The sequence below is a fragment of the Peptoniphilus indolicus genome (assembly GCF_900454665.1).
Lineage (GTDB): Bacteria > Bacillota > Clostridia > Tissierellales > Peptoniphilaceae > Peptoniphilus > Peptoniphilus indolicus.
This window is the reverse complement of sequence record NZ_UGTH01000001.1, coordinates 198,474-216,565: the sequence shown is the minus strand read 5'-3', so window position 1 is coordinate 216,565 and position 18,092 is coordinate 198,474. Positions and strand designations below refer to the sequence as shown.

16 protein-coding genes are annotated in these 18,092 nt (G+C 31.6%); 14 read left to right on the top strand and 2 right to left on the bottom strand.

What is annotated here, in order from left to right:
- The first annotated feature begins 9 nt into the window (after positions 1–9).
- Both DYE58_RS01195 and DYE58_RS01190 read left to right on the top strand, forming a co-directional pair.
- Entirely contained in the window at positions 10–1,362 is a 1,353-nt protein-coding gene (locus DYE58_RS01195; RefSeq protein WP_004822690.1) for a hypothetical protein, read from the top strand.
- Between the two features lie 5 nt (positions 1,363–1,367).
- Entirely contained in the window at positions 1,368–1,625 is a 258-nt protein-coding gene (locus DYE58_RS01190; protein WP_004822691.1) for a hypothetical protein, read from the top strand.
- A 953-nt stretch (positions 1,626–2,578) separates the two neighbouring features.
- Here DYE58_RS01190 and DYE58_RS01185 read toward each other — a convergent pair.
- Positions 2,579–3,628, bottom strand: a complete 1,050-nt coding sequence (locus DYE58_RS01185) for a DNA polymerase IV (RefSeq protein ID WP_004822697.1) — start codon at positions 3,626–3,628, stop codon at positions 2,579–2,581.
- 81 nt (positions 3,629–3,709) lie between these two features.
- On the opposite strand from DYE58_RS01185, the gene DYE58_RS01180 reads away from it, so the two are divergent.
- Complete coding sequence (locus DYE58_RS01180; RefSeq protein WP_004822699.1) at positions 3,710–4,321, top strand: HAD family hydrolase; 612 nt, start codon at positions 3,710–3,712, stop codon at positions 4,319–4,321.
- A gap of 13 nt (positions 4,322–4,334) precedes the next feature.
- Here the strand turns inward: DYE58_RS01180 and murJ are convergent, their stop codons facing one another.
- Positions 4,335–5,912, bottom strand: a complete 1,578-nt coding sequence (murJ, locus tag DYE58_RS01175; RefSeq protein ID WP_004822701.1) for a murein biosynthesis integral membrane protein MurJ — start codon at positions 5,910–5,912, stop codon at positions 4,335–4,337.
- A 115-nt stretch (positions 5,913–6,027) separates the two neighbouring features.
- On the opposite strand from murJ, the gene DYE58_RS01170 reads away from it, so the two are divergent.
- The 11 genes from DYE58_RS01170 to trhA all read left to right on the top strand — a co-directional run bounded on the left by DYE58_RS01170 (position 6,028) and on the right by trhA (position 18,079).
- On the top strand, positions 6,028–7,776 hold the full coding sequence (locus DYE58_RS01170; protein ID WP_115311934.1) for an ABC transporter ATP-binding protein: 1,749 nt from the start codon (positions 6,028–6,030) through the stop codon (positions 7,774–7,776).
- A 200-nt stretch (positions 7,777–7,976) separates the two neighbouring features.
- Positions 7,977–9,188 (top strand): hypothetical protein, encoded by a 1,212-nt coding sequence (locus DYE58_RS01165; protein ID WP_004822703.1) that lies wholly within the window; start codon positions 7,977–7,979, stop codon positions 9,186–9,188.
- 17 nt (positions 9,189–9,205) lie between these two features.
- Positions 9,206–10,393 (top strand): M20 metallopeptidase family protein, encoded by a 1,188-nt coding sequence (locus DYE58_RS01160; RefSeq protein ID WP_004822704.1) that lies wholly within the window; start codon positions 9,206–9,208, stop codon positions 10,391–10,393.
- A 143-nt stretch (positions 10,394–10,536) separates the two neighbouring features.
- Positions 10,537–11,355, top strand: a complete 819-nt coding sequence (locus DYE58_RS01155; protein WP_004822706.1) for an energy-coupling factor transporter ATPase — start codon at positions 10,537–10,539, stop codon at positions 11,353–11,355.
- Complete coding sequence (locus DYE58_RS01150) at positions 11,346–12,209, top strand: energy-coupling factor transporter ATPase (protein WP_004822708.1); 864 nt, start codon at positions 11,346–11,348, stop codon at positions 12,207–12,209. The genes DYE58_RS01155 and DYE58_RS01150 overlap by 10 nt, the downstream gene beginning before the upstream one ends.
- Positions 12,202–13,014, top strand: a complete 813-nt coding sequence (locus DYE58_RS01145) for an energy-coupling factor transporter transmembrane component T family protein (RefSeq protein WP_004822709.1) — start codon at positions 12,202–12,204, stop codon at positions 13,012–13,014. Before DYE58_RS01150 ends, DYE58_RS01145 begins: the two co-directional genes overlap by 8 nt.
- Positions 13,011–13,742, top strand: coding sequence for a tRNA pseudouridine(38-40) synthase TruA (gene truA / locus DYE58_RS01140; RefSeq protein ID WP_004822712.1), 732 nt, complete (start codon positions 13,011–13,013; stop codon positions 13,740–13,742). Before DYE58_RS01145 ends, truA begins: the two co-directional genes overlap by 4 nt.
- 112 nt (positions 13,743–13,854) lie before the next feature.
- Complete coding sequence (locus DYE58_RS01135; RefSeq protein ID WP_115311933.1) at positions 13,855–15,645, top strand: DUF4153 domain-containing protein; 1,791 nt, start codon at positions 13,855–13,857, stop codon at positions 15,643–15,645.
- Positions 15,646–15,717: 72 nt separating this feature from the next.
- Positions 15,718–16,596, top strand: coding sequence for a tRNA modification radical SAM protein MnmL/YtqA (mnmL, locus tag DYE58_RS01130; protein WP_004822718.1), 879 nt, complete (start codon positions 15,718–15,720; stop codon positions 16,594–16,596).
- Between the two features lie 56 nt (positions 16,597–16,652).
- Entirely contained in the window at positions 16,653–17,408 is a 756-nt protein-coding gene (map, locus tag DYE58_RS01125; protein ID WP_004822720.1) for a type I methionyl aminopeptidase, read from the top strand.
- On the top strand, positions 17,402–18,079 hold the full coding sequence (gene trhA, locus DYE58_RS01120; RefSeq protein ID WP_004822722.1) for a PAQR family membrane homeostasis protein TrhA: 678 nt from the start codon (positions 17,402–17,404) through the stop codon (positions 18,077–18,079). Before map ends, trhA begins: the two co-directional genes overlap by 7 nt.
- Positions 18,080–18,092 lie beyond the last annotated feature (13 nt).

Genomic DNA, 18,092 nt, shown 5'->3' with positions numbered 1-18,092 from the left:
GTAGATATTATGAAGAGAGAATACGGAATGGAGCAACCCGGGATTAGACTTGGGATGTTCACATATAGACTGCCAATATTGCATTATAGGATAGAACTGTCAGAACTATTCCAAGCATTGCTCATGAGTGCTACTTGTCTAGGAGCAGTTCCAGTAATAACTGACGTATTAGGCATACCATTTGAGCTAGCTTGGGGAATGGTAATAATAAATGGATTCTTATATACATTACATGCAACATGGGGAGATCCGGTAGTGCCTGGGTGGATAACACCATCCATACCTTTGACGATAGCATTTTTGAGTACATTCCCGATGGGACCTGAAAGAATACAGGCGCTGATTGCATTGCAATTAATAATAGCGATAATATTTATAGTTATGGGACTTACAGGCGTTGCAGGGAAACTATTGGGTATAGTTCCAAGTTCATTAAAAGCAGGTATATTAATGGGTGCTGGGTTTGCATCTGTAATAGGAGAATTTAGCCCTGGGAAGAGATTTGATTCAACTCCAATAACAATAGCTTTATGTTCAATACTTGCATACTATTTATTATTCTCAAAGAGATTTAAAAAGTTAAAAAATAACAAGGGAATATTTGGCTTCATAGGAGGCTTAGGGATGTTACCAGCCATTTTATTGGCAGTTATAGTAGGTCCGTTGGCAGGAGAATATCCGATACCACCGGTAAAATGGTTCCCAATTATAAAAATACCTGACTTTGCAGGGATAATACAAACAGTGAGTCCTTTTGCAATAGGTTGGCCAACTAAGGAAGTATTTTTAGCAGCATTGCCTATGGCAATAGTAGTTTATATAATAGCTTTTGGTGATTTTGTAACTTCAGGTGCATTGTTAGCAGAAGCAGACGAAAAAAGACAAGATGAAAAGATAGTATTTGATGCAAACAGGTCAAATATAATAAGCGGTATAAGAAACTTAATAGAATCTTTAGTGTGTGCATATCCAACTTTAGCAGGACCTTTGTGGGCCGCAGTTACAGCATCCGTTGCAGAGAGATATAAAGATGGTCCGGAAAAGATGGAGAGTATATTTTCAGGTGTGGGAACATTTAGATGGTTTACCTTTATAGCAGTTATGGTAACTCCAATAGTTACTTTTGTACAACCAATTCTTCCAGCGGCACTCAGTATGACATTGTTAGTACAAGGGTTTGTCTGTGTAAGATTGGCGATAAATATGACAAACTCAGAACTAGATAAAGGTATTGCAGGTGTAATGGGAGCAGTTATAGCCGCTAAAGGTGCAGCTTGGGGCTTGTGTATAGGTGTACTATTAAATCTAATTCTTGCAGATAAAGAAGAAAGAGAATTAGCCAAAAAATTAGAAAATAACTAACAAAAATGAGAATAGGAATAAAATTTTGTGGAGGTTGTCAGTCAAAGTATGACCGAAGAGAACTCTATAAACAAATAAAAGAGAAATTACCTATGTATTATTTTGGATACTACATTGATGAAAAAGATTGGGATTATGTAATAATAATTTGTGGTTGTCATATAAAGTGTGCTCAAGTATATGATGAGTGTGAAGAAAAAATCATATATATAGACAGTGATAAAAATGCATTGGAGAAAATATTAAGATGCATGAAAAGTTAATAGTATTTACACGAACTTTGAATTGTAGCATATTAACCATTATCTATTTATTATTTAGGGTATGCATTTCATTAGAAATTAAGATTAGTTATAAAATTAAAGGTAGACAATCAGACTGTTGGAATCTATCTTTTTGTTTAATTATTTTTTTAAAATTTGGGAGTTTTTGTCAAGGATTGGTTTTCAGACAAAGGGGAGCCTTTATTTGATGAAAACTCTTTAAATTTTTTATTACGATGAAATCAAAATTTAGATTCTGATTTCAAAAAATATTGTTAGTTGCGATAGTATCTGATTCATAATTTTGTTCTATTTGTCAATTTTCTAGTTGAGCCTGCAATTGATATGTACAAGTTTTTGGGCTAATATAGTCATTTAGAAATATAGTTTTGTTTTTGTTACTTTTATTAACTATCTATTAAATTTTTTGGAGGAATGTGGATATTAGATGTCTTATTCCTTGTGAATATTTAGAATATGCTGATAGTTCAGTTCAATTATTTTTTCAAGAGTTTACATACATCGGATATTTTTTTGCCACATTTATCCTCAAAATTTTCTTAATGTGTTAAAACGGGTTTTTCTTTTGGTACTTATATACTGATTTTAAATCTGTTGTTAGCTATTGTATAAGGTACATATTTTTTATTATTCTATTTAATATTGTTTATGATAGTTTAATCAAGAAAAGTTTTTAAATACAAGTTATTTCATATTCTAATAGCTTAAATATATTATAGATTTACTATCTAAATTCCGCTAAAATTTTAGATAGTGTAGATTTCTTAAATAGTATTTAAATAGTGTACTTGAGTTTTCGTTTATAGAATTTTTAATTTTATATTTTATTGTCAAAGCTATATGAAACATAGATTTTATTTTTACAATAGTAATGCTACCTATTACTTTTTTAATTTGATTAAGATCCATTAAATTTTAATGTTAGGTAAAAATTACCAATTATGAAGAAAGTTAAATTGTAGTGAGTTTAGTGGTTGAAGGTTTGAAGCAGATATTCCCATAAGCCTAAGTTTTTCGCCTTTGTAATGAGTGTTGAAAAGTTCTAAGGCAAGATTTTCAATTTCTTGTTTATCATTTATGACATGTGAGTAAGTTTTGGAATGAGTATTTATTTTAAAATCAAAGGTTTTAAGTTTTAGAGTTAAAGTTTTAAATCCTAAATTTTTAGAACTTAAATCTTTTGAGAGCTCTACTGAATACTGTATTAATCTGTTTAGTAGAATGTACTTATCACGTGTGTCGGGGAAAGTTCTTTCGACACCTAAGCTTTTTCTACTGCGTTGTGAATTTACAGCTCTATTGTCTATTCCACGAATTCTTTGATAGATTTCATAACCCATTTTTCCAAATATTTTTTCTAAAAATTCTAAATCGAGTTGAAACATATCTTCAACTGTATTTATTCCTATGTTTCTAAGCTTTTCTTGGGATTTTCTTCCTAAACCGTGCACTTTTTTTATATCGAGTGGGAGTAAAATATCAGGAACATCATTTTTGGAAATAACTTTTAATCCGTCAGGTTTATTCCAGTCGCTAGCGAGTTTGGCTAAAAATTTGTTGTATGAAATTCCACAACTAACTGTCAAACCTGTTCTGTCTTTAACTTCATTTTTTATTTGTTTTGCAACGTCTACTGAGTTAAGAGAATTTGATAGGTCTAAGTACGCTTCATCTATGGAAACTTTTTCTAAAATTTCGGTGTAGCTGTGGAGTATATCAAAAACTTCTTTTGATTTTTCTAAATATCTCTGCATTCTTCCCGGAACTATAATTAAGTTGGGGCATGAATTTTTAGCAATAAAAAGTGGCATAGCCGAGTGAAGACCATACTTTCTCGCCTCGTAGTTTGCAGTAGTTATGATGCCACGATTTGAGCGACCGCCTACTACTACGGGTTTTCCTATTAAACTTGGGTTGTCAATTTCTTCAACTGAGGCATAAAAAGCATCTATATCAATATGAATTATCTTATTTTCGTTCATAATAATCACCAATAATATTTTCGACTAAAAATGAAATTTAGTCAATGTTTATAGTATAATCAAATTGAGGAGAGGTGTGTATTGAAAAAAATAGCATTGTTTGATTTTGACAAGACACTTACAACGGAAGATACTATAGTTTTGTTGTGGAAGTATGCAAGAATTCTAAAAAAGGCAAATGGCTTTGAATATATAAATAGAATTGTAAAGGGTTCTTTTGGTTATGCAATAGAGAGAGATTTAAAATTTTTTAAAAATCAAATTTGCCAGGTAATTCATCTTTTTACAGAGGAAGAACTTGAGGAATTTGCTGATTATGTGTATGAAAACCATATGCTAAAAGATGGACTTAAAATTTTAAAAGAACTTAATGTAGAATACAAGATGTTGGTTTCAGCTTCTCCGTATAATTATTTGAAGTATTTCAACAAGTATTTAGATTTTGATGTTGTAATGGGGACTGATTTAGACAAGTTTTGTAATATCATAACTCAAAATAACAAGTCGTATGAAAAAGTTAGACGTATAGATGCACATTTGAAAGAAAAGGGATTTGAAATAGATTATGATAGCTCAATGTGTTTTTCTGATTCTTACAGTGCGGACAGGCCAATGTTTGAGTTAGTCAAAAATAGATACCTCATTAATTCGAAGAAGCGAATAGCAGGGTATGAAAATTTAATTTGGAAATAGAGAAGAAGAGTGATTAAATTTCACTCTTCTTTAGTTTTTTCTTTATTATATTTACTACATCTCGTATTTCTCGAACGCCAAGTGCATACATTGATATACCGTATATTAATGCAGCTATTGCAACTACAATCAAAAGTATAACCAGTTTAACTATAGTAGAAGTTGCATTTGACATATTTGGATTTATTAAAATTGATTCAATTGGGAAATAGATTAGCGCAAATAATCCCATAAGAGTAGCTGAAAGTGTAGTCTTTATAAGCGCTCTTATATATGATTTAGTGCCAAGATTTCCTATTTTTCGTCTTAAAAGTATAAAAGAAATTAAAACTGCAACAGTTGTTGCTATGGAAACAGAAGCTGCAAGACCACGAGTTCCAAATCTATGGGCTACGAGCAAGTTTAAGACGACGTTTATTACTACATTTATAAGACCAACTACAAAAGGTGTCTTAGTATCAGCTATAGAATAATAAACTCTATTCAGTACCATAGATACAGACATTGATATCAAAGCAAGGGTGTAGAATCTTAAAGTTGCAGTTGTATCAATTGCATTTTGTTTAGTGAAGACACCGTGTAAGAAAGCGACATCGACGATAGGTCTTGCCAGTACAATCATTCCAACTGTTGCAGGAATTGTCAAGAAAAGCACTAGCTTAACTGATGCATTCATAACTCTTTTTCCTTGGATTTTATTATCGCTACTAAATGCACGAGACATTGTAGGGAAAATTATTGAAGTTATAGCAGCAATAAAAATTCCAAGAATCATAAGATTCATCTTGTTTGCATAATTTAAAATTGAAACTGAACCTTCAACCATATTTGCAGCAAGTTTTCTATTTACTATGACATTTATGTCGTTTACAGCTGAACTCATAAGAACCGGCACAGCTAATGCCAAAGCTTCCATTACATATTTATCTTTTAAATTGAGTACAGGTTTAGGTCTATAACCTTGTCTAATAGAATCTGGAAGAAGAAATATAATCTGAGCCAACACACCAATTACAGATACTATTGTAAGTCCATAAATTCCTCCCATATTTGTCATAAACAATAAGAAGAAGATATAGCAAAGGTTAAGTGGTATATTTATCGCTCCGGCGGCAGCAAATCTATTATTGTATTGTAGGAAACCTGTAAAAACTCCTACAACTGCTGAGAAGACTACAACTGGAATTCCAAGTCTTATAAGTTTTATAACCAACAAATATACCTCAGGTTTTGTCTTTGTTGTAAATAAAACTGCAAGTTGCGGGGCAAATAAATAACCCAATATAGCTACGACTATAGAAAAGATAGTAGCTAAAGTAAGTAAATTATTAGTAAAGTAATTCCTCTGATTTTCTCCAAGTTCATTTTCAGCCTTAGTTAAAGCAGGAATAAAAGTGGTTGCGATAGCTGTAGTGACTAGAGCAGATACAATAGCTGTTGCTGATTGAGCAGCTATAAAAGCATCCATCTCGTTAGTAGCTCCAAACACTCCTGCTTGAAGAGATTCTCTGACAAATCCCATTAACTTACCAACAAGTGAAAACACAATTATGGCAAGAGTAGATTTTGCAAGTTTTTTGGTGTTCTCCATAATTACCTCCAGATAAGAGTTTAAGCTTTATACAAATTAATGTCAATTATAACTGATATACAATTGAAAAGTAAATTTTTATATTATAAAATCTTAAGCTGAGGAAGGTGATTAATTGAAAAATATAAATTTAATAAAGAGAGTATATCCCTATTTTTATAAATATAGATTCATACTGTTAATTGATTTACTTTGTGCGGGATTTACAACAGCTTCTGAAATGGCATTGCCATTAATTCTTAGAACTTTAACAAATACGGGACTAAGAGATATGAATTCTCTAACCGTTGAACTTGTAGTTAGATTATCTCTATTATTTTTAGGTTTAAAAATTATCGAATTAGTGGCTTCATATTATATGGCTAGTATAGGTCATATAATGGGCGCAAAGATAGAAACGGATATGCGTTCAGATGTCTACTCACATCTTCAAAGTATGAGTGATTCATTCTATAATGAAACAAAAGTTGGAGTTCTGATGAGTAGAATAACCAACGATTTATTTGATATTACAGAATTTGCACACCATTGTCCCGAAGAATATTTTATAGGTTTTATAAAAATATTCTTCTCATTTGTGATTCTTATAAATATAAATATGAATTTAACTTTAGTATTATTCGCAACATTGCCTTTGATGATATACACTTCAACAAAATTTAGAATGATAATGAAATCAGCACAAGCTAAGCAAAGAGTGCAAGTAGGTGATTTGAACTCATCTATAGAAGATTCTCTATTAGGTATAAAAGTTGTAAAGAGTTTTGCAAATGAAAAAGTTGAAACTGAAAAATTTGAAAGAGAAAATAAAAAGTTTTTAAGAATTAAAGAAATATTTTACAAGGCAATGGCAGGCTTTACTGTCGTTACAAAAAGTTTCGACGGAATTATGTATCTTATAATAATCTCATGCGGTGGACTATTTATGATATCAAATAAGATTTCTGCCGGAGATATGATGGCTTATGTTATGTATGTGACTTCATTGCTTACAACTGTTAGAAGAATAGTGGAATTTACAGAACAATTCCAAAGAGGTATGACAGGCATTGAAAGATTTACAGAAATTATGGATGCAAAATCAGAGATTGTAGATTCTGAGAATGCAGTTTTAATGGGTAAGGTAAAAGGTCTGATAGAGTTTGAAAATGTAGATTTTAAATATGAGTCGGATACTAAAAATGTTTTAGAAAAATTTAATTTGAAGATAAATCCAGGAGCAAATCTAGCTATAGTTGGACCGAGCGGAGCGGGTAAGACTACCATATGTAATTTAATTCCAAGATTTTACGATGTCACAAGTGGTTCGATAAAAGTGGATGGAAGAGATGTAAGAGAAATAAAACTTGAATCTTTGAGAAATAATATAGGAATAATGCAACAAGACGTATATCTTTTCTCGGGTACTGTTCTTGAAAATATAAGATATGGCAATCCAAAGGCAACAGATGAGGAAGTTTTAGAAGCTGCTAAAATGGCAGGAGCTCTTGAATTTATTGAGAAGTTGCCAAATGGTCTTGAAACTTATGTTGGAGAGAGAGGAGTAAAACTTTCAGGTGGTCAAAAACAAAGAATTTCTATAGCGAGAGTATTTTTGAAAAATCCACCGATATTAATTTTAGATGAAGCGACATCTGCTCTTGATAATAAGAGTGAGCAAATAGTTCAAGAGTCTTTGGTAGAGTTATCAAAGGGAAGAACGACCATAACTATTGCGCATAGACTTACAACAGTTCAAAATGCAGATGAGATACTCGTGATGAGAGATAGAAAAATTGTAGAAAGAGGAACTCACGAAGACCTTATGGATAAAAAGGGATATTATTATGATTTGTATACAAAAGGTGGAATGTTAGATTTATAAAAAATAATTTTATAGTGTTATTAAAGTGCTCTTAATCGCAATGGTTAAGAGTATTTTTTGTGTATTGAATTTTTTAGCGTAGATATGATTTATTAATATTTTTATATTTAAATTAATTGACAAATAAAATTTACAAGAGTATAATAATCGACAAACCATTTGCTTTAATGGTTAAAAGCACTAAATAGAGGAGGAGAAATATGGATTCTTTACAAGCATTATTATTTATTTTTATCGTTCTTACTATTGGAGACATAGTGGCTGCTGCAACGAAGAGTATAGTGCCATCTCTTTTTGTTTGCTCGGCAATTTTTTTAGCGGGTTTTTGGATGGGAGTTCCAGAAACACTTTTTAAGGACTCATTGTTATATGGTTTTGGAGCTCTATTTATAACTACTTTACTTGTACACATGGGATCTATGCTAAATATAAGACAACTTATAGCTCAATGGAAAACTTTGACAATAGCAGCGGGAGGGATAGTTGGTATTGTTGTATTACTTATGACAGTTGGTAGAGTTATGGTTGGAAATGAAACTGCAATAGTTGCAGCACCTCCTATTTCTGGTGGAATTATAGCTGGGTTACAAATGGCAGAAGTTGCAACAGCTATAGGTAGGCATGATTTAAAATTGATAGCCACTCTTTTAGTAGTACTTCAAGGGTTCGTAGGTTATCCCCTTGCATCATTTTGTTTGAGAAAAGAAGCAAATAGTATTTTAAAATTAAAAGATAGCGGGGAGAGCTTTCAATCTGATGAAGAAGTAAAGCAAGTGGAAAGAAAGACAATTTTTAAGTTGCCACCAAAATATACATCAGCTAATTACTTTTTGGCTAAGACAGTTTTTATAGCACTTGTCGCTACAGTAGTATCAGGATTTTTTAAAAACTTTGATACAGGGGTAACAATATTAAATGTTTTTGTCAGAATTGATAAAAATGTTTTAGCACTTATACTTGGCATTGTATTTTCTGAAATTGGATTTTTAGAGAGACAACCACTAGATAAAGGAAATTCTTTTGGGGTTATAATGGGAGCTCTTATGACTGTAATATATGGCGGTCTTGCAGGAGCTAGTCCACAAGATATAGCTAATATATTATTACCGTTATTGATATGTTTAGTATTGGGTACTATAGGTATAGGAATCTTGTCTATAGTAGTTGGAAAGTTTTTAAAAGTTGGTCCATGGATGTCATTTGCGATAGGCTCATCAGCTCTTTTTGGTTTTCCGGGAACATTTGTAGTTTCAAATGAAGTTGCAAGTGCGGTAGCAAGAAACGAAGAAGAAAAAGAATTAATACTATCTCAAATTTTACCAAAGATGCTAGTTGCAGGATTTGTAACAGTATCTATCGGTTCTATTGTACTTGCAGGTATAATGGGACCAATATTGATACCGGGTATGTAGTTAAGAAGGGGAAGATTATGGATATAAGACAGTTAGTACAAGATAATAAGGAATATATAACAGAAATTAGAAGATATTTTCATATGCATCCTGAGCTATCTTATCAAGAACATGAGACAACCAAGAAAATTACAGAAGAATTAGAAAGCATGGGCATACCTTATGAAATACCTGAAGAAGAACCTAAGACAGGTGTAATAGCTTGGATTGAGGGGAAGAAACCGGGAAGAGTAGTTGGTCTTAGAGCTGATATAGATGCTCTAAATGTCACAGAACAAACGGATGTAGAATATAAATCTCAAAATGAAGGGAAGATGCACGCTTGTGGTCATGATGCACATACTGCAATGCTACTTGGAGCTGCTAAAATATTGAGTTTTGTAAAAGATGATATAGAAGGAAAGATATACTTAATTTTTCAACCGGCTGAAGAACTTGGAACTGGTGCTAAATATATGATGAGGCAGGGAACTTGGTATGAAGAAATAGAAAATATCTATGGAGCTCATATTTGGTCAGTGCTTGAATCTGGAAAGATTTCTGTAGAAGCCGGAGAGAGAATGGCTGCTGCTGATATGTTTAATATAAAGATAAAAGGTAAGTCAGGTCATGGTTCTATGCCTCATGAAACAGTAGATGCCGTTGTAGTAGGTTCTGCAGTTGTACAAGCTATTCAACAATTGGTTTCACGAAACTATAGCCCACTTGATTCAGTTACTGTTACAATAGGTAGTTTCCACAGTGGGAATAGATTCAACATAATAGCCGGAGAAGCTGAAATGGAAGGGACTAACAGATATTTTTCACAAGAAATTGCAAATAGAATAGAAAATGATATGAGAAGAGTTATAAAGGGAGTTTGCGACGCTTATGGCGCTGATTATGAATTGGATTACACTTATATTTTAGGTGCAACTACAAATGATGAAGAATCTTCCAAGATAGCTGAAAAAGCAGTTGAAAAAGTTGCAGGAAGTGAAGCTCTTCAAAAAATGGTAAAAACAACAGGTGGGGAAGATTTTTCTTACTATCTAAAAGATAAACCGGGTTGTTTTGGATTTATAGGAGCTAGAAATGAAGCGATAGGAGCTTGTTATCCACATCATAATGAAAAATTTAATATAGATGAAGAAGTTCTTGCAAATGGTGCTGGAGTGTATGCTCAGTATGCTTTAGATTTTTTAAAGAGTGAAAAAATAAATTAATTTAGGGAACATTGGACTTTGGTTCAATGTTTTTTATTTTGGAGAAATTTGAGATTTAGATAAAATGGATTGTTAAAATATAACATATTTGTTGAAAAGAGATAATTCTTGTACTAAACTATATTAGAATACGAGGTAAAATAATGATAGAAATAAAAAATTTAAAATTCAAATATAGTGAAGAAGATGAAGATTATACTATAAAAAATATAAACTTGAACATAGAAAAGGGAGAGTTTGTAGCCATACTTGGACACAACGGAAGTGGCAAGAGTACTCTTGCAAAGTTGATAAATGGGCTTTTAGTACCTACAGATGGGGATGTATTTGTAGATAAATTGAATACTAAATCAGATGAAGATATTTGGGATATAAGAGCTCGTGCGGGAATGGTTTTTCAAAATCCAGACAACCAAATAGTTGCGACAATAGTTGAAGAAGATGTTGCATTTGGTCCTGAAAATTTGGGGATGCCTACTGAAGAAATAAGAGATAGAGTTACATTATCTTTGGAATCAGTTGGAATGACAGAGTTTAGAAAAAATGCTCCTCACCTGCTAAGTGGAGGACAAAAACAGAGAATTGCAATTGCTGGGATTTTAGCTATGGCACCGGATTATATAATTTTAGATGAGCCCACTGCTATGTTGGATCCTGTTGGAAGAGCAGAAGTTATGGAAACTATCAAAAAGTTGAATAGGGAGCAAGGAAAAACAATAATTTTAATTACACATTATATGGACGAAGCTGCTGAAGCAGACAGACTTGTTGTAATTGAAAAAGGAGAAGTAATACTAGATAATACTCCAAGAAAAGTTTTTTCAAATGTAGATAAAGTAAAGGCAATGGGACTTGATGTTCCACAAGTGACAGAACTTGCTTGGGAACTTAAAAAAGAGGGATTTAATATAAATACAGAAATTTTGAGTATTGAAGAATTAGTGGGTGAGATATGTCGTTAGTAGAAATAAGAAATCTTACACATATTTATAACCATGGTTCTAGTTTTGAAAAGAAGGCATTGGACTCGGTTTCTTTGAATATTGAAAAGGGTGAATTTGTAGGTCTGATAGGGCACACTGGTTCAGGAAAAAGTACGTTAATACAACATTTAAACGGTCTTATAAAACCTACAGAGGGAGAAGTATATATAGACGGCAAAAATATTTCTTTAAAGGATGTAAAGCTACAAGAGATAAGAAAATCAGTAGGATTAGTATTTCAGTACCCGGAATATCAACTATTTGAAGAAACCATAGAAAAAGATATAGCTTTTGGACCTAAGAATCAAGGACTTAGCGAAGAAGAAGCTAATAATAGAGTAAAGGAAGCTATGGAATCAGTAGGATTAGATTATGAAAGTTTGAAAGGACGTAGTCCTTTTGAACTCTCAGGAGGTCAAAAAAGACGTGTTGCAATAGCCGGAGTTCTCGCTATGCAACCTAAGCTACTAATTCTTGATGAGCCAACGGCAGGACTTGATCCAGCGGGCAGGGATGAAATTTTAGTAGAGATAAAAGAAATTTTTTCAAAGAGAGATATAACTATAATTTTAGTATCTCACTCAATGGAAGATATAGCAGAAATTGCCGATAGAATAATAGTTATGAACAGAGGGAAACTTATAATGGACGGAACTCCAAGAGAAGTTTTTAAAAGAGAAGATGAGCTCGTTGAAATAGGACTTGGAGTGCCACAGGTAACGTCTTTTATGAGAGCCTTTAAGAAATGTAATAATTCAGTTAATGATGATGTTCTAACCATAGAAGAGGCGAAAGTGGAACTTATAAAATATTTAAGGGGGAAAAATGCTTAAGGATATAACGATAGGGCAATACTACCCGGTTGAATCGCCAGTGCATAGATTAGACCCTAGAATAAAAATAATAAGTATGATCGTATTTATAATAAGTTTATTCTTTGTAGATAAATTTACACCATATATACCAGTTGCAATATTTCTGTTTACAGTTGTAAAACTATCACATGTACCTTTTAAAATGATAATAAAAGGGGTTAAACCTCTGAGATGGATTTTGCTGATTACATTTATAATAAATCTTATATTTATACCCGGGAAGATAATCTTTACTTTGGGAGTGATAAATATTACAGAAGAAGGATTGAAGATGGCAATAATGATGGCAATAAGATTGTTGCTACTAGTAATGGGGACAAGTATGTTGACACTTACGACATCCCCTATAGAAATGACTGATGGTATAGAAAATCTTTTAAATCCACTTAGAAAAATTGGTGTTCCAGCCCATGAAATAGCGATGATGATGACAATAGCTTTAAGATTCATACCTACTTTAATTGAAGAGACAGACAAGATAATGAAAGCACAAATGGCAAGAGGTGCGGATTTTGAAAGTGGAAATATGATTAAAAGGGCTAAAAATTTAGTTCCGTTATTAGTTCCTCTTTTTATAAATTCTTTTCGTAGAGCAGATGAACTTGCAACAGCTATGGAAGCGAGATGCTATCGTGGAGGAAAGGGACGTACTAAATTTAGGCAATTGGAAATTAAGGGTTCGGACTATGTTGGTTTGGGATTGACATTGGGACTTTTAGCATTGATGATAGCTTTTAAATATGCTCCCATTGATATGATATGAATATATTATTAAAAGTTGCCTATATGGGCACAAACTATCACGGTTTTCAAATGCAACCAAGTTGTGTGTCTATTGAAGAAGAACTTAAAAAAGCAGTTGAAAAATCAGTAATGCATAAAGTTAAACTATATTATTCTGGTAGGACTGACGCAGGTGTTCATGCTCAAGGTCAGATGGTAAATTTTTATACGGATACAAAAGTTGAAGTGAAAAATATGGCAAGGATTATTAATTATCATCTTCCAGAAGATATATCAGTGCTTGATGCAAGAAGAGTTGAAGAAGATTTTCATGCAAGATTTTCAGCAAAAGGCAAGCACTATAAATATATAGTGTATAATTCTTTTCATAGAAACCCACTATATTTGAATAGAGCTATGCACTACAATTACAATGTTGATGTAGACAGAATGCAAAGAGCTTTGGATAAGATAATTGGGGAGAATGATTATAAAGCTTTTATGGGCAGATATGCAGTGGTAAAAGATACAATAAGACGAATAGATAAGATTGAAGTAAAAAGAGTTGGAGAAACTATAGAATTTGATTTTTACGGAAAGAGCTTTTTGAAAAATATGGTTAGGATAATAGTTGGAACAGCTCTTGAAATAGGAAGAGGAAGATTGCCGGAAGATTGTCTATACAATGCAATGAAGTCAAAAGAGAGAATAAAAGCGGGCCCGACTGCTCCGGGGTGTGGATTGTACTTAATGGAGATTTTTTATTGAGTATAATTTTAAATAATAAATAAAAAGTTTAAAAATTGATGACAATGTCGAAAATTTGAGTGTACTGATGTACACTTATTTTTTTTAGGTTATAATATATATAGGAGGAATTATGAAAATAATTTATAGAATTACAGAAACATTAAATAAGGCAAAAAATGCTTTTAAAAGATATCCTCTTGTTATGGCATTGATAATTCTCTCAGCGCTTTGTTTTATAGTTGTTATAGCAAAAGATCAATCATTTATGGGTGGCATAAAAGGTGAATTTTCAAGTGCAATAAGATTTGCTTACTTTTTTATGTTAGCAGCAGTTATGGCTATGTTTGTTAGTTTATTTTTTGAAGGCTTATCTCAGTCAGCCAAAACTCAAGAGAACATTAATAGAAATAAGTTAATAAAGATATCGGTGACAATTTTATCAACTATATTTTTGCTTGGTATAGGAAAGACAGTATTGTTTTCCGACCCGACATTGTTTGAGTTTGAAAATAAATATATATATTTTGGATTGTTGCTTGGCTTGACAAGTGGGTGTTTTTTTGCAGCAAAATTATTTTATCATTCAGATTTCATAGCATATTTGATAAAGATATTTACATCAGCTTTTATATCTGTAAGCTATTCTGTGATAATGTTAGTGGGATTATTTAGCATATATTTTGCAATAAATAAGTTGTTGGGAATAGAAATTAGCGATAAGATATATTCTTCAACTTTTGTGATTTTAATGATGCCATTTAATGTTGGAATTTTTTTGTCAAATTATCCGAGAGCAAGTGCTTCATTTGACAATTATAAATTAAGCAAACCAATAAAGGCACTTATAATTTATATATTAGTTCCTATATTTGTAGTATATATAACTATACTTTATCTTTATTTTGCAAAGATTATAATAACGGCAGAAATACCTCAAGGAATGATAGTAGAGCTTGTAATTTGGTTTTCTATTTTTGAAGTGATGCTGATGTTTGTGCTTGGTAAAATAGAAGATTCAAAAGTAGTTGAAGGTTTTAAAAAATATTTTCCTATAATAATTCTCCCTATAATGGGAATGATGTTCTATGCCATTATATTTAGAATAAGAGAGTATGGAATTACAGAAAATAGATTTTTTGTTTTAGCCGCGGGTATTTTTGCAACTCTTTCAAATTTATATTATGTGTTCTATAGAAAAAATTCAAATATAACTATTCCTATAATTTTGGCAGCTACAATTTTAATATCAACTTTAGGTCCGATAAGTGCTTATAGAGTTTCAGCAGAGAGTCAAAATAATAGATTGGCAAAAATATTAGAGAAGAATAATATGTTATTGCGAAGAGAAGTCGTTCCATCATCAGATATATCTGATGAAGACAAAGCAGAAATAGTGCAAATAGTTGAATATATGACAGAAAAGCACAGACCTTGGGAGTCTAAATATCTTCCTAATGACTATAAAAATACAGAAGAAAATTTTGAAAAACTATTTGGATTCTCACATAAATATTCATCAAGTACTAAAGAGGATTTAAGTTATTTCTATGAAGGAAATTCTTCTATAGATTTAACAGGTTATTCCAGATTGATGGAATTTGAATTATATTCTGATGTAGAAGATAGTAAGACAATAGGAAATTATAAAGTAAGTAGCAATAACGGAATAGCAACTATAGAATATAAAATTGGGGAAAAATACAATAAACTTTTCAGTTTTGATATGAAAGATGTCTTAAATAAGTTGAGGGTTTTAAAGGTCTCCAATGAAACTATAGTGTTAGAAGACCTTAGCATAAAAGGAAATTCAAAAGGCATTGTATACAAAGTTGTCTTTACACAATTAAATGAAAGCGGAATAAAAGAAGGCGAAAGTATTCAATATATGAAATTTTATCTAATAACAGGAAATTTAAAATAGAGAGGGAGCTCTCTATTTTTTTGCTAAAATAAATATAGAAAATTTTTGGATTAGATACAAATAGGGGGAAGAATGTACTATACAACATTAAACGACTATTTAAAAAATAAATTTGGCTCAAAAGTTATAAAATTATCCTTAGATGGGCACAACTCTTGTCCAAACAGAATTAATAATCAAGGAGGTTGTATATTTTGTTCTTCAAGAGGAGCTGGGGAATTTACATTTTCAGACTTTAACATAAATAGACAAGTGGAGTTTCAAAAAACTTTTATGTCAAAGAAGTGGAAGTCAGATAAATTTATTGCATACTTTCAAAATTTTACGAACACTTATGGTGATATAGGTTATTTGAAGAAAATGTATAATGATGTAATAAAAATCAATGGAATAGTTGGACTTGCAATAGCGACAAGAGCTGATTGTTTAAATGACGAAGTGATGGAAATGCTAATTGATTTGAATAAAAAAACATTTCTTTGGTTAGAACTTGGGCTTCAAACAGTGAATGAAAAAACCATAGAGTTAATAAATAGAGGATACACACACAGAGAGTTTGAGGACGGGGTTAATAAATTAAAAAGAGCAAATATAAAGTTTCTAACTCATGTAATTTATGGGCTACCCTATGAAACTTATGAAGACTATTTAAACACTTTAAATTATGTGTATAAAATAAAACCATTTGGAGTAAAATTCCATTCTCTGTATATTCAAAGAGACTCTAAATTATTTAAATTTTATTTAGAAAATGATATACGACTTATAACAAGAGATGAGTATGTTAAGATAGTTTGTGATTCATTAGAAAAATTACCAAAAGAGATAGTGGTGCATAGGATAACAGGCGATCCCGATAAAAAGCTACACATTGCACCTATGTGGTGTAGAGATAAACTTACTGTGATTTCGGAAATATACTCTGAACTCAAGAAAAGAAAATTTAAATGATATTCAATGTTAAAATAAAATTATGATATAATTATTTTCATAAGAAGGTGACAAAAATGATAGTAATAAAAACTAAAGATGAAATAAAGAAAATGCAGATAGCGGGCAAATTGCTTTCTGAAGTACATCACAACTTAAGAGAGCAAATTAAACCTGGTGTCAAAACTATAGAGTTGGACAGATTTGTAGAGAAGTTTTTGAAAGATAGGGGAGCTTATCCTGAGCAAAAAGGATATCAAGGTTACCCTTATTCAATATGTGCTTCTGTAAATGATGAAATTTGTCATGGATTTCCTGGAGAATATGTTTTAAAAGATGGAGATATAATAACTGTTGACATGGTTGTAAATGTAGATGGTTGGTTGGCTGATTCAGCTTGGAGTTATGCTGTGGGCAATATTAGTGATGAAGCTCAAAAACTATTAGATGTGACTCGTGAATGTATGTATAAGGGAATTGAAAAGGCTGTTATAGGAAACAGACTTGGAGATATAGGAAATGCAATACAAACTTATGCGGAAGAAAACGGATATTCTGTAGTAAGGGAATTTGTAGGACATGGGATTGGAAGAGATATGCACGAAGACCCTCAAGTTCTTCACTATGGAAAACCTGGAAGAGGAATTAGAATTCAAGAGGGAATGGTATTTACAGTAGAACCTATGATTAACATGGGAAGACATGAACTCACTATCGATGACAATGGTTGGACTGCAAGGACACTTGACCATTCTTTATCTGCACAATATGAACATCAGATAGCAATAACTGAAGATGGACCTATTATAATTACAGATCAAGGGGATTGTTAAAAGAAGGTGATTTTATTAAAAGAGAAGTAGTGATTTATTCTTTTAAGGAGCAATTGTTAAATGCTATAACACATTGGCTAGGATTTTTACTTGGAATTGTTGGGTTGGTGTTTTTAATAATTTTTGGAGTTAGAAATAAATCTGTTGTTCAGATTGTTGGATTTTCAATTTATGGTGGATGTCTAATTTTTTTATATTTGAGTTCAGCTATATACCATAGTATTCCGAATGAAAAATTTAAGAGAGTACTTAGAGTTTTTGACCACTGTTCAATATTTATTTTTATTGGTGGTACATATACACCAATAATACTATTGTCTTTAGATGGAATTATGAGGATTATAATGCTTTCATTTATATGGCTTGTATGCATAGTAGGTATAGTTTTTAAAATTATAACTTTAGGCAAATTCTCTAAGTTTGATAAGTTATCTTTAGGGATTTATTTAGGGTTGGGATGGATTTCTATATTTATGATGAAATCTATTTATAATACAACTTCTCTTGAATTTATATTTTGGTTAGTATTAGGAGGACTACTATATTCTATAGGAGCAATTTTTTATGCTAACAAAAAAATTCCATATAATCATGCTATTTGGCATGTTTTTGTACTTTTAGCAAGTGTAGCACATTTTGTAGGCATTTTAGAAGCTTACGCATTAGTTTAAATAAAGAGGTGTA